The sequence below is a fragment of the Bradyrhizobium sp. LHD-71 genome, assembly GCF_031157255.1.
GTDB lineage: Bacteria > Pseudomonadota > Alphaproteobacteria > Rhizobiales > Xanthobacteraceae > P52-10.
Map to the genome: position 1 here is coordinate 56,148 of NZ_JAVIFX010000023.1, position 12,538 is coordinate 68,685.

Here is a 12,538-nt window from a genome sequence, read left to right on the forward strand (position 1 = left end):
GTTTCTACAATCTCCAACATGGGCCGAAGCTAAACTGCTCGGGCCTCAATCACAATACCACCGTGGGTTCGAGACGAGATTCGACTTGGGCTCGTAGCACGATGCGTCCTCTTCTGCGCTGGAACCTCGGGAGGCCCCGCGAACTGAGTTCTTGCACAGCCTGTCCTGCACCGCCCCGTCTCCCGACCATCCTCTTGTTGGATGCTGTACATGCCCTCTCCCACGAGGAGAGAGAGGGCATAATCATGAGCGCGCTGGCATGCCTTTGCGCGGTTCGATGATCTCGAAGACGCGGTCGTAGCGATCCATCAGGTCCATCAATTCCTGGAATGCGGACGGGCGGCCGACCGTCTTAGCTTTGCCCGCGGCGGTTGCTTCGCCGATGGTGGTCGCTTGAAGCACGAGCTCTTCGAAGACGGGGCGATCAACGGTCAGCGTTGCGTCGGCGTTCGGATCGTGAGCGTCGCGCAGATAGGTGAGCGCACAGTTCTCGAGATTGAGAACGAAGTGATCCGCCGAATCGGCGAACTGGCAGTTCAGGACGAGGTGCTTGTCTTCGGCGGCCCGGCCGTTGAGGCGGACGGCGAGGTAGTCGAGCAGCTGGCTCGTTCGCAACGAGCGGGCGGTGGCGGGCGAGATCGGTGGCCGGCTCCGCCCCTTTCCGGAGCCGTGTCGCAGCTCCTGGGCGCCGAACAGGTAGCTGTTGCGCCAAGTCGCGCTTTCGCTGGCATAGCCGAGCTGCTCGTAGGTGTCGGCAAGGAGAAGGCGCGCCTCTTCGTTGTCGGGCTCGGCGAACACCAGATGATTCAGCACCTCGGCGACGATGCGAAATTCGCCGGCAGCGAAATCGTCGCGTGCCTTGCGGAGGATCTGGTCCGCGCCACCCATATAGGCGACGAGCCTGGTGCCGAGCGCTGCGGGCGGCAGCGGATCGAGATGCGCGGGGTTGGCGTCGTACCAGCCGAGAGCGCGCTGATAGATGGCTTTGACGTTGTGACGGACGTGGCCGTAGTAGCCGCGCGTGTGCCAGGCGCGATCAAGGGCCTTCGGCATCCGGATCGTCTCGGCGATTTCCGCCGCCGTCAGGCCGTGGTTGATCAGACGCATCGTCTGGTCGTGGAGAAATTTGTAGACGTCGCGCTGCTGCTTCAGATGTGTCTGGACCTGCGCGCTGCCCCAGACAGGCCAGTGATGCTGGCCGACGAGGACTTCCGCTTCGGCGCCCCACAGCCGAAGCGCGTCGTTGATGTAGCCCGACCACGCGTGCGCATTGCGGACTTCCGAGCCGCGGAAGGGCAGAAGGTTGTGAAGGTTTCGGGTGGCGTTCTCGGCCATGTTGAGGGCTTTGAGCAGCGGCACGTAGAAATGAAACTCCGCAGGCGCTTCGCTCTCCGGCGCCATCTGGAAGACGAATTCGAGGCCGTCGATGACGCGCGTCTCGCCCGTCTCCTTGACGAAGTCGGTCGGGGCCAGCAGCGAGTTCGTGCCGAAGGCCACCGTCTTTCCAAGACCGCAATCGACGTGTCCGCGCGGACCGCGGGACAGGAAGCGGCCGAACTGGTACTCCGCGCGCCGCAGCATGGCACGGCCGGCAATTACGTTCTCCGAGACGGCGAAGTCCATGAACAGGTCGGGCGCGATGATCGGCACGCGGCCGCTTTGCACGTCCTCATCGCTGACGATGCCGCGTGCGCCACCCCAGTGATCGCCGTGGGTATGGGTGTAGATGACCGCGATCACCGGCCGCTGCCCGCGATGCTTGCGGTAGAGCTCGAGGCCTGCGCGGGCGCCTTCGATCGAGGTGAGGGTGTCGACGACGATGACGCCGGTGTCGCCCTCGATCAACGTCATGTTGGCGAGATCGAAACCCCTGATCTGGTAGATGCGATCGGTGACCTGGAACAGGCCATGGTTCATGTTGAGCTGGGCCTGCCGCCAGAGGCTCGGATTGACGGTCGCGGGCGCCGTGTCCGAGGCCAGAAATCCATACGGCGCCATCGTCCACGCGGCGTGGCCTGCCGCCGCGAGGATGGTGGCGTCTGGCAACGTGTCGATGAATCCACGCCGCGCATCCTCGAAGTCCTGGCGATCGTGGAACGGCAACGCCGCCAGCATTGCCGCATTGGCGGCTGCAACCGCGGGATGCGCATCTTTTGCGAGCCTGCGAGGATCGGTGGATGTGTCGGTCATGGGACGATTCCTGAAGGCGAGCGGCGGGCCTGTAGCCCGGATGAGCGAAGCGATATCCGGGAGTTGCCGCCGTGTCAGCCCCGGATGTCGCTTCGCTCATCCGGGCTACGGTCCTTCGCGATCACGCCGCGCGAACGCTTTTGAGTTCGCGTCGCACCGCAGGGATGATCCGCGTGCCCCACAATTCGATCTGGCGCAGCATGGTGGCCTGATCGAAGTCGCCGAGCTGGGTCTGCAGCGCAATGTGGCTGGGCTTCAGGATGCTGATCTCCTCGAGCAGGCGGTCGATCACCTGGTTGACGCTGCCGACGGGAAGGTTGGCGCGCATGGTTTCGAGCGACATCTCGTTCGGTCCGGCTTCTTCCTTGATCAGGTAACCGTCGTCGCTCTGGGCGCGACGGAATTTCAGGCTTTCGGACAGGCGCCGCTGAAAGCGCGCGTTGTCGAGATAGGCGGTGATCTCGCTCTCGTTGTCGCTCGCATAACCGCAGCGCAGGAAGCCGAAGCGCACGGTATCGATCGAGCGGCCTTGCTTCTCGGCGATGCCTTCGAGCTTGTCGCGCAGCGCCTTGATCGCGTCGTGCCCGTTGAGCAGCGCGGTGACGAACAGGTTGTGGTTGTCGCGAACCGCGAGACCAAGTGTTTCCGCGTGACCCGACGTGACCCAGAGCGGCGGCATCGGCTTCTGCACGGTGCGGACGCTGATGGCGGTCGGCGGCATTTTGATGTGCGCCCCGTCATAGGAGAAGATGCGTTCGCGAAGGCCCGCATGCAGCACGTCATAGAATTCGGCGAACAGCGCGTGCGATTCCTTGAGCTCGACGCCGAAGCGTTCGAACTCGAACTGCTGGTAGCCCGAGCCTATGCCGAGATCGAGCCGGCCGTCGGACACGGTGTCGGCGAAACCGATCTCGGCGAGCAAGCGGGCCGGGTGATAGAGCGGCAGCACGCAGACCGCGGTGCCAAGCCGGATGGTCTTGGTCAGCCCCGCGCAATGCGCGACCATCATCAGCGGCGACGGACAGAGGCTGTAATTGTTGAAATGGTGCTCGGCATACCAGGCGGTGTCAAAGCCGGCAGCTTCGGCGGCGACCGTCTGCTCGACCGCATTGCGGATGACCTGCTGCGACGACTGATGATAGCCGCGCTGCTGAGCCAGAATGAAAACACCGAATTCCATGAAGCAAGCCTCCGCGGGCGGGGTTGAGCGAATTGCCGGCCGAGGCGCGGCGGAGCGGAAAGCTAGGGCCTTGAAAAATCCGAGACAATCGGCCTATCACAAGCATGTCTTTTGCAAAAAACAAGAAAATCGGAATGAGCCTGAGACATCGGATGAACCAGGACGATAATCGATCACGATGAGCCACCTGCAGTCGATGGAACTGCTCGTCCTGACGGTGCGGGAATGCAGCTTTTCCGCCGCCGGCCGTCGCGTGGGCCTGTCGCCGGCCTCGGTGTCGCGCCACATCGGCGAACTCGAAACGAACCTCGGCGTGCAATTGCTCAATCGGACGACGCGACACCTGTCGCTGACGGAAGCCGGCAAGGTCTACCTGCAGCGCGCCGAGCAGATTTTGCACAGCGTCGAGGACGCGGCGGCGGCGGCGCTTGCCTTGCAGAAGACGCCGCGGGGAACGCTGCGGGTGCACTCGCGCATGCTGTTCGGCATGACGGTGCTGACGCCGCTGCTGCCACAGTTTCAGAAACTCTATCCGGAGCTGAAGGTCGAGCTGTCCCTGTCCGAACGCAGGGTCCAGCTTCGCGAACAGGATTTCGACGTCGACCTGCAGATCGCCGCGCCCTCTGATCCCAGCCTGATGCAGCGGCGGCTGCTTGCGAGTGAACGCATCCTGGTTGCGGCGCCCGACTATGTGGCGCGGATGCCGGCCGTGAGAGTTCCAGGCGATCTTAAGCGGCACAACTGCCTGACCTACTGGCTTGGATCGGAGGAGGTGGCGTGGAAGTTCATGACCAAGGGAAAGCTGACGGAGCTCGTGGTGCCCTCGTCGTTCAGCAGCAACAACGGACACGTTCTGATCCAGCTTGCCGCCATGGGCCACGGCATCGCGCTGCTCGACGACTATACGGTCGCAGCCGAGCTTGCCGCGCGACGGCTCGTGCGTCTGCTGCCCGGCTGGCGCGTGACCAATTCCACGTTCGACGAAGGCATCTACGCGACCTTCCTGCAAACGAACTACCTGCCCGAGAAGATCAGGGTGTTTCTCGATTTCCTGGCCGAACATGTGCCGGGACAGATCAGGAAACGTCAGGTGCGCCGCGCTTGACCGCTCGGTCAGCGAAAAATATGATTTGCGTCAATCGATTATTGTGGTCGGCGGTCGCTTCGATGCCACGTCGTCGGACCGGTCCGGAGCACACGCGATGACCCAAGCAATTCTGAAAGAAGACGCGCCTGCAAAGGCCGACGAATCCGAGCGCGTCGTGCAGATCCTGAGCGAGGCGGCGCAGATCTTCGCCCGCAAGGGCTATGAAGGCGCCTCCATGCGCGACATCGCCGAGGCCTGCGATATCTCGAAGTCGCTGCTGTACCACCACTTCAAGAGCAAGGAAGAGATCTATTCGCGCGTCGCTGTCGGCGCGACGCAGGAACTCTACGTGTTCGTTTTCGAGCGCGTTCCGGCCGATAAGTCTCCGTCGGAGAAGATCCGTGCCTTCATGGTCGCAACGGCGGAGTACTTCCGCCGTCATCGCTGGGCCTGGATCGCATCGACCACCGCCTTCTGGAACGATCCGGCGCGTCATCGCCAGAAGGAGCGGCTGATCCGGCGCGATCGCTACGAGAAGTATCTGCGCAGCCTGATCCAGGAGGCGATCGATGCGGGCGAGGTGCGCGATATGGACGTGGCGATGGCCGGCCGCCTGATCCTGTCATCGTTGAACTGGATGCATCGCTGGTACAATCCGGCCAAGTCGCTGAAGCCGGAGCAGATCGCCGACCTCTACTTCGACATGGTGTTCAACGGCCTGCACGCGGGGGCGAAGAGGTAATCGGTCGCGGCGAGCGAGACGGGACGTCTCGTTCAGTCGAGGTGAGATTTGCGGCGGTCGTCCTCGCGAAAGCGAGGACCCATGAACACCGAATTGAATGGTGGGCACGACGTCAATGCGACCTCGTTGCCGCGGTGGTCATGGGTCCCGGCTCGCGCTTCGCTTGGCCGGGACGACTGCGGACTTCGTCGGCGCGTAAGTGTCGCCGTTACTCCAGCACGATGTTCTGCGCCTTGATCACCCGGCCCCACAGCGCCACGTCCTTCTCGAGCTGGCTGTCGAGGAGCGCGGGCGGGCCGGTTTCGACCTGCTGGCTTTCGATCTCCATCAGGCGGGCGATCTCAGGCGTCTTCAGCGCGACGTTGGCCGCCTCGTTGAGCTGCGTAATCATCTCCGGCGGCGTGCCGGCGGGCGCATGCAATGCGGTCCAGAAGGAGGCCGTGAGCTGCGGATAGCCGGACTCGGCAAATGTCGGAATGTCGGGCAGGTTCGCAATCCGCTGCGGCGTCGAGAGGGCCAGTATCTTCAATTTGCCCGCCTTGACGTGCTCGATCACCGCAGAGGGCGTCGCGAAGTTCAGGTCGCACTCGCCGGACAAGAGATCCATGATCGAGGACGGGTTGTTGCGATAGGCCACGTCCGTCACCGTGAAGCCCATGGATTGCGACATGATGATTCCGTACAGATGCGAAACGCTGCCCGGACCGAGCGTCGCGTAGAACAACGGCTTGCTGCGGCTCTTGGCGTAGGCGACGAAGCCCTTCACATCGTCGACCGGCATCTGCGTGTTGACCGTCAGCGTCAGCGGTCCGGTGCAGAGCAGCGCGACTGACGTGAAGTCCTTGAGCTTGTAGGACAGGTTCTTGCGCAGCATGACGTTGAGCGAGATCGGGCCCGTTCCGCCGGCCAGCAAGACCGTGCCATCCTTCGGCGCCTGCGCGACATATTGCGCGCCGACGATGCCGTTACCGCCTGGCTTGTTGTCGACCAGCACCGGCCGCTCGAGCTTTTCCGACATGCCCTTGGCCACGGTGCGGATCAGGTTGTCGATCGTCCCGCCGCCGGCATAGGGCACGACGATGAAGATCGGTTGTGTCGATCGTGCGCGAACGATGGACGGTGCTGCGAGCGGCGCGAGCAGCCCGCCGCCGAGCAGCGCGGTCACCTGACGTCTGCTGAAATTCGGCATCGCCTGTCTCCTCCAGCGTCAATTTTTTCAATCAAACGGCGCTCCATAGGTCATGACCGACCGGTCGGTCAATCCCTCCATCCGGCTTGCCGGCGGGATTTCCGGGTGCTAAACGGCCGTCCGTCGTCGCCTGACCGACCGGTCAGCCAGTCCGCGCCAGGGCCGCCGCCGGCCCAAGAAAAAAGGAAAAACCATGTCGGCCGATATCGTCAAACTGGAAGTCTCCGATTTCATTGCGCTGGTGACGCTGAACCGGCCGCCGGTCAACGCGCTGGACTGGGCGATGCGCGAGCGCATCGTCGAGGTGTTCGACGAGATCTCCGAGCGCGACGACGTTCGCGTCGCGGTGCTGACCGGCGCAGGCAAGGTGTTCTGCAGCGGCGCCGATCTGAAGGATCGTCCGGACGCAAGCCGGCCGGGTGCGTTCCTCAGCCATAACCGCATCACCCGTGAGACCGGCAACAGCATCAAGGAATGCAACAAGCCGGTGATCGCCGCTATCAACGGCGCGGCGCTTGGCGCGGGGCTCGGGCTGATGGCCGCATGCGACATCTATCTTGCAGCCGAGGAGGCGGTGTTCGGCATGCCGGAGATCAATGTCGGCCTCGCCGGCGGCGCTTCGATGCTGCGGACGCTGTTCGGCCGCTCGATCACCCGCCGGATGTTCTTCACCGGCCTGCGGCTGCCGGCGGCCGAGCTTTACCGGCGCGGCATCATCGAGGCCTGCACGACGCGCGAGCAGCTGGTGCCGGAAGCGATGAAGATCGCGAAAGAGATCGCGTCGAAGAGCCCGCTGGCGATTGCATACGCCAAGCAGGCCACCAACATGGTCGACCTGATGCCGCAGCGCGACGCCTATCGCTTCGAGCAGAACTTCACCATGGCGCTATCGAAGACCGAGGACGCCAAGGAAGCGCGCCAGGCGTTCCTTGAAAAGCGCGAGCCGGTCTTCAAGGGACGCTAAGCATGCGTGCGGGAGAGGGCCTGGAGGCGCTGCTGCGGCCGCGTTCGATCGCCATCGTCGGCGCGTCGCAGGACGCAAGCAAGATCGGCGGCCGGCCGCTGCAGCTGCTGCTCAAGTACGGCTATGCGGGCCGGCTCTATCCTGTAAATCCAAAAGCCTCCGAGGTGCAGGGCCTGAAAGCCTATGCGTCGATCGCCGACGTGCCGGAGGCGCCCGACCTTGCGATCATCGCCGTCGAGGCTTCGAGGGCGCCGGACGCCGTCGAGCAATGCGCCGCGCGCGGGGTGCGCGGCGTGGTCGTGTTCTCCTCGGGCTTTGCCGAACTCGGTGAAGCAGGCAGCGCCCTGCAGCAGCGCCTGCGCGACACGGCGAAGCGCACCGGCATGCGCGTGCTCGGGCCGAACTGTCTCGGCGCCGTGAGCATCGCCGACAAGACCATCGCTACCTTCTCCATCGTGCTCGAAGACTCACTGCCGCCGGCAGGCGTGCTCGGCATCGTGTCGCAGAGCGGCAATCTCGGCAGCTTTACCATGCGGCTTGCCGGCGAACGCGGCGCCGGCGTCAGCCGCTTCATGACGACCGGCAACGAGTGCGATGTCGATGTCGCCGACGGCATCGCCTGGCTGGCTCGCGATCCGGCGACACGGGTGATCCTGTGCTGCCTGGAAACGTGCCGCGATGCACCCCGGCTGATCGCGGCGCTGGAAGAAGCGCGCGCCGCGAACAAGCCGGTGATCGTGCTGAAGATCGGCACGTCGGCGGTCGGCCAGGCCGCCGCGGCCTCGCATACCGGAGCGATGGCGGGTTCGGACGCCGTGTTCGATGCGATCTTCGCCAACACCGGCGCGGTCCGCGTGCGCAGCATCGAGCAGCTCGTCCAGCTGGGACATGCGGCCGCGATGCTGCTGCCGGACCGTCTGCCGAAGGGACCGCGCGTCGCGCTCTTGACGGCGTCGGGCGGCTTCGGCGTCCTGCTTGCGGACGCGGCGAGCGCCGCTGGCCTGTCCTTGCCGGAACTCAGCGCGACCACTCAGCAGCGCGTGCTGGATGTCGTTCCGTTCGCGTCGGCGCGAAATCCCGTCGATGCCACTGCACAGATGTCCAGCCGGCCGGAGATGCTGCACAAGATTCTCTCGGCGATCGTCGAGGACGAGAGCTGCGACGCGGTCGTCCTGCTGCTGGCATCGTCGCTCGGCCTGCCGCGCCTGCGTTCGGTCTATATGGCGGCGCTGCGCAGCATTCGCGAGCAGCATCCGGATCGGCTGATCATGCTGTGCGTGCGCGGGCCGCAGGACGCCGTCGCCGAACTGCACGCAATGGGCTTCCCGACGGTCGACGGCATCGATTCCTGCTGCGCGACGCTGTCGAGTCTCGTCGCGCTCGGTCGCGCTGCGCGTTCGAAAGCCGTGCCTTCCGGTCCGGTTGCGCCAATGGCGGCGCTATCGGCGGACGCCTTCCGTCACGAGTTCGGCGCGAAGCAGGCGCTGGCGGCCGCAGGCATTCCGGTGCTGAACGAACAGCTCGTGACTGACAGCGATGCCGCGGCGCGCGCCGCCGAGGCGATCGGCTTTCCGGTGGTGATGAAGGTCGCCTCGGTCGATCTGCGGCACAAGACGGAGGTCGGTGGCGTCAGGATCGGTCTCACCTCGCCGGCGGAAGTGCGGACGGCGTATGACGACATGCTGCGAACCGTGAAGGCCAAGGCGCCTGCTGCCAAGGTGGACGGCGTGCTGATCGCGCCGATGGCGAAAGGCGTCGCCGAGCTCATCCTCGGCACCACGACGGACCCGATCTTCGGGCCGGTGGTGATGGTCGGGCTGGGCGGCATTTTCGCGGAGATCGTCCAGGACGCTGTCGTGCAGACCGCGCCGGTCAGCGAGGCCACGGCGGCCGAAATGCTGCGCTCGCTGAAGGCCTTTCCGGTGTTGAACGGCGCGCGCGGCCGCACCGTCGCCGACCTCGATGCGGCGGCGCGGGCGGTTGCGGCGTTGTCGCGTTTTGCCGCAGCGCATGCGGACTCGGTTTCAGAAATCGACATCAACCCGCTGCTCGTGTTGGGGAAAGGTGAGGGTGCTGTGGCGCTCGACGCACTGCTGGTGTCACGCGAGCGTGTGAATGCGAAGGAAAAACCATGACGGCAATGAACGTTCCGGTGCAAGACGGCGCGGCCGACGCATCGCTCACCGGCGATTCCTATCGACAGGCCGCGCGAAGCTGGCTTCGCGCCAACCTGCCTGAAGACTTCCGTGGCGACAGCGCAGCCTTCACTCCGCCGAAGCTTGACCAATCGATTGCCTGGGAGGCGGCGCTGCATCGCGCGGGCCTCGCCGGCATCACCTGGCCGAGCATCTACGGCGGCCATGGCCGGACCTTGCGCGAACACCTCATCGCCAACCAGGAGATCGGCGCGCTGCCTATCCCCGAAAGCGTCAACTCCATCGGCAAGGAGCTCGCGGGTCCCATCATTCTCGCGATCGGTACCGAGGCACAGAAGCTGCGCTTCCTTCCGCGTATCCTCGACATGAGCAACATCTGGTGTCAGGGGTTCTCCGAACCGGAGGCCGGGTCCGACCTTGCGGGCTTGCGCACGCGCGCCGTACGCGAGGGCGATGTCTGGCGCATCAACGGCCAGAAGATCTGGACCAGCGGCGCCTATCGTGCGCAACGCTGCCTGCTGCTGGCGCGCACGGGACCTGTCGAGGACCGCCATCGCGGGCTCGCGCTGTTCGCCGTGCCGCTGGATGCGGTCGGCGTGCGCGTGCGGACCATCAAGTCGATCGACGGCCGGGAGAGCTTCTGTGAAGTGTTCTTCGACAACGTCGAGGTGTCGCAGGACGATGCGCTGGGCGCGCCGGACGAAGGCTGGTCGGCGGCGATCCGCGTGCTGGCGATCGAGCGTGCGACCAATCGCATGTACCGCGCATGGCGCTTCGAGAACGAGGTGCGCCACCTGATCGCGGCGGCGAAGACCGATCCGGTGCTGTCCGGCCTGCTGCAACAGCAGCACCACGCAGCGAAGCTCGCCGAGACGATCGTCGATATCGACGTGCTGAAGGCGCATGTGGAGACGGCGGTCGACGCGCTGGTGGCGGGCGAGACGATCGGCGCCCGGGGAAGCCTCGCGAAGCTGCACTGGAGCGAAGCTCACCAGCGCTTCGCAGCGCTCGCCATGGAGCTTCTGTCGAAGGCATCGCTGCCGCTTCAGCCCGCAGTGCGGATCGCGCTGCGGCGGTTCGAGGGGATCTACCTGCAATCACGGGCCGAAACGATCTACGCCGGCACCACCGAGATCCAGCTCGGCATCATCGCCGACCGGATTCTCGAACTCTCGCGAGGCAAGTAAGATGACGATCACGGACGATGGGCTGACACCAGCCGATTTCGCCGCCACGGCGTCGCGTGCGGTCGCGGCCTGTGCGGGTTTGAGCGTCTCCGAGCAGGGCGCGCGCCTCGTGGGCGACGGCCTGCTCGGCGTGATCGCAGGCGATAACGTGGGCGGTCTTGACCTGCCGCTGTCGTTTGCCGTGCCGGTGGTCGCAGCCGCAAGCGCCGGCCTGTTGGCCTTTCCACTGATGGAAAACATTCTACTCGCGCGCCTGCTGCAGCAACGTCAGGCGCGGATCGCGTCGGCGATCGTCGCGGGTGACAATAGCGCGACAATCGCCTGGACCGGCGCGGTGAGTGCGAAGAAGCAGGGCGATCGCGTCATCCTGGATGGCTGGGTTGCTCGCGCGCCGCGCGCAAGCGACGTCGGCCTGATGCTCGTGCGCGTCGGTGCGACCGGTGCAGCGCTCGTCCCAATCTCCGCGGTCACGCTGGAGGACAGCCACGGCATCGATCTGACGCAGCCGGAGCATACGGTGCAACTCAACGCGGTCAGTGTCTCCGCCGATCATCTCCTTGCGGACGGCACCTGGCCCGCCCTTGAATCGGATGCGCTTGTGCTGCGCGCAGCCGCGATCCTCGGCTCCGCAGAGGCCTGTCTCGCGCTGGCGCAGGAGCATGTCTCGACCCGGCGCCAGTTCGGCCGCGCCCTGTCCTACAACCAGGCCATCCGTCACACGCTGGCCCGGCACAAGCTTGGGCTGGAAGGCATCCGCCAGTCGATCGCCCGCGCGCTGTTTTTCTCGTCCGGCCTGCGCGAGCGGCGCGCCGCTTTTCTCGCTGCGTCGTCCTACGGCGTTGCGATCAGCGAGGGGGCGGTGCAGATGCACGGCGGTATGGGCTTCACCTGGGACGTGCCGGTGCATCGGCACGTCCGCAGGATCCGTGCCCTGCAGGCGCAAGGCGACGCGAGCGGCGTGCTCGCCGCGCTCGGACATGACACCATTGCCGACGTGAGCCCTGCACATCCGCAGACAGCGGCGTAACAACGACGACGTAACAGCAAGAAGGACTGGTTTCGACATGACCAAGGTTCTCGAAGGACGGGTTGCACTCATTACCGGCTCTGGAAACGGCATCGGGCGTGCGACTGCGTTGCGCATGGCTTCGATGGGCGCCATCGTCGGCGTCAACGATCTGAAGCTGGAATTCGTCGAAAAGGTCGTCGCCGAGATCGAGAGGCTTGGCGGCAGGGCGGTCGCGGTGACGCAGAACGTGTCGACGCGGGACGGCATGCGGAACGCCGTGCTTGGATTTGCCAAACAGCAGGGCCGGTTCGACATTCTCGTCAACAACGCGGCGTGGGTGCGTTATCAGTCCGTGCCGGACATCGCGCCCGAGACGATCGAGCGGATGCTCGACATCGGCTTCAAGGCGGTGATCTGGGGCATTCAGGCGGCCGCGGAAGTCATGGATGCGGAGCGTGGCGGTGCCATCGTCAACGTTGCGTCTGTCGCAGGGCTCGTTTCAGCCAAGAACAGCATCGTCTACAGCGGAATCAAGGCGGGTGTCATGGGGATCACTCGCGCCGCGGCGGCAGAGCTCGGCGCGCGCAAGATCAGGGTGAACGCAGTTGCGCCAAGTGCCGTGCCGACCGAGGGCACCGTCCGCAATCGCAATGCCGAGCTGGACGCGAGGCGCATCGCGCGGACCCCGCTGGGGCGCCTCGGCACCGTGGACGACATCGCCAAGGCGATCTGCTTCCTCGCCGGCGACGAGGCCGGTTTCGTGACCGCGCAGATCATGGCGGTCGATGGCGGAATCACAGTGACCAACATCTGAGAGTGCAGAAGATAACAAGA

Annotated in this window: 10 protein-coding genes; 7 read left to right on the forward strand and 3 right to left on the reverse strand. The window is 65.0% G+C overall.

What is annotated here, in order from left to right:
* Positions 1-243: 243 nt before the first annotated feature.
* On the reverse strand, positions 244-2,190 hold the full coding sequence (locus RCO31_RS23745) for an alkyl sulfatase dimerization domain-containing protein (protein WP_308971000.1): 1,947 nt from the start codon (positions 2,188-2,190) through the stop codon (positions 244-246).
* Positions 2,191-2,311: 121 nt separating this feature from the next.
* Entirely contained in the window at positions 2,312-3,370 is a 1,059-nt protein-coding gene (locus tag RCO31_RS23750) for an LLM class flavin-dependent oxidoreductase (protein ID WP_308971001.1), read from the reverse strand.
* Between the two features lie 178 nt (positions 3,371-3,548).
* On the opposite strand from RCO31_RS23750, the gene RCO31_RS23755 reads away from it, so the two are divergent.
* The gene (locus RCO31_RS23755) at positions 3,549-4,475 is read left to right on the forward strand and encodes a LysR family transcriptional regulator (RefSeq protein ID WP_308971002.1); all 927 of its coding nucleotides are present in this window, start codon (positions 3,549-3,551) and stop codon (positions 4,473-4,475) included.
* Between the two features lie 97 nt (positions 4,476-4,572).
* The gene (locus RCO31_RS23760; RefSeq protein WP_308971003.1) at positions 4,573-5,199 is read left to right on the forward strand and encodes a TetR/AcrR family transcriptional regulator; all 627 of its coding nucleotides are present in this window, start codon (positions 4,573-4,575) and stop codon (positions 5,197-5,199) included.
* A gap of 208 nt (positions 5,200-5,407) precedes the next feature.
* Here RCO31_RS23760 and RCO31_RS23765 read toward each other — a convergent pair whose 3' ends face one another.
* Positions 5,408-6,388 (reverse strand): tripartite tricarboxylate transporter substrate binding protein, encoded by a 981-nt coding sequence (locus RCO31_RS23765; RefSeq protein WP_308971004.1) that lies wholly within the window; start codon positions 6,386-6,388, stop codon positions 5,408-5,410.
* 193 nt (positions 6,389-6,581) lie between these two features.
* Between RCO31_RS23765 and RCO31_RS23770 the strand changes: the two genes are divergently transcribed.
* The 5 genes from RCO31_RS23770 to RCO31_RS23790 are packed head-to-tail and all read left to right on the forward strand — an operon-like array spanning position 6,582 to position 12,518.
* Positions 6,582-7,352: an enoyl-CoA hydratase/isomerase family protein gene (locus RCO31_RS23770; protein ID WP_308971006.1), complete on the forward strand. Its 771-nt coding sequence runs from the start codon at positions 6,582-6,584 to the stop codon at positions 7,350-7,352.
* 2 nt (positions 7,353-7,354) lie between these two features.
* Positions 7,355-9,487, forward strand: coding sequence for an acetate--CoA ligase family protein (locus RCO31_RS23775; protein WP_308971007.1), 2,133 nt, complete (start codon positions 7,355-7,357; stop codon positions 9,485-9,487).
* Positions 9,484-10,695, forward strand: coding sequence for an acyl-CoA dehydrogenase family protein (locus tag RCO31_RS23780; RefSeq protein WP_308971008.1), 1,212 nt, complete (start codon positions 9,484-9,486; stop codon positions 10,693-10,695). The genes RCO31_RS23775 and RCO31_RS23780 overlap by 4 nt, the downstream gene beginning before the upstream one ends.
* Before the next feature lies 1 nt (position 10,696).
* On the forward strand, positions 10,697-11,722 hold the full coding sequence (locus RCO31_RS23785; RefSeq protein ID WP_308971010.1) for an acyl-CoA dehydrogenase family protein: 1,026 nt from the start codon (positions 10,697-10,699) through the stop codon (positions 11,720-11,722).
* A gap of 37 nt (positions 11,723-11,759) precedes the next feature.
* Entirely contained in the window at positions 11,760-12,518 is a 759-nt protein-coding gene (locus RCO31_RS23790; protein ID WP_308971011.1) for an SDR family oxidoreductase, read from the forward strand.
* Positions 12,519-12,538: the final 20 nt, after the last annotated feature.

Coding starts and splice junctions, on each gene's coding strand:
- RCO31_RS23745 (WP_308971000.1), bottom strand. CDS start 2,190: ATGACCGACACATCCACCGATCCTCGCAGGCTCGCAAAAGATGCGCAT.
- RCO31_RS23750 (WP_308971001.1), bottom strand. CDS start 3,370: ATGGAATTCGGTGTTTTCATTCTGGCTCAGCAGCGCGGCTATCATCAG.
- RCO31_RS23755 (WP_308971002.1), top strand. CDS start 3,549: ATGAGCCACCTGCAGTCGATGGAACTGCTCGTCCTGACGGTGCGGGAA.
- RCO31_RS23760 (WP_308971003.1), top strand. CDS start 4,573: ATGACCCAAGCAATTCTGAAAGAAGACGCGCCTGCAAAGGCCGACGAA.
- RCO31_RS23765 (WP_308971004.1), bottom strand. CDS start 6,388: ATGCCGAATTTCAGCAGACGTCAGGTGACCGCGCTGCTCGGCGGCGGG.
- RCO31_RS23770 (WP_308971006.1), top strand. CDS start 6,582: ATGTCGGCCGATATCGTCAAACTGGAAGTCTCCGATTTCATTGCGCTG.
- RCO31_RS23775 (WP_308971007.1), top strand. CDS start 7,355: ATGCGTGCGGGAGAGGGCCTGGAGGCGCTGCTGCGGCCGCGTTCGATC.
- RCO31_RS23780 (WP_308971008.1), top strand. CDS start 9,484: ATGACGGCAATGAACGTTCCGGTGCAAGACGGCGCGGCCGACGCATCG.
- RCO31_RS23785 (WP_308971010.1), top strand. CDS start 10,697: ATGACGATCACGGACGATGGGCTGACACCAGCCGATTTCGCCGCCACG.
- RCO31_RS23790 (WP_308971011.1), top strand. CDS start 11,760: ATGACCAAGGTTCTCGAAGGACGGGTTGCACTCATTACCGGCTCTGGA.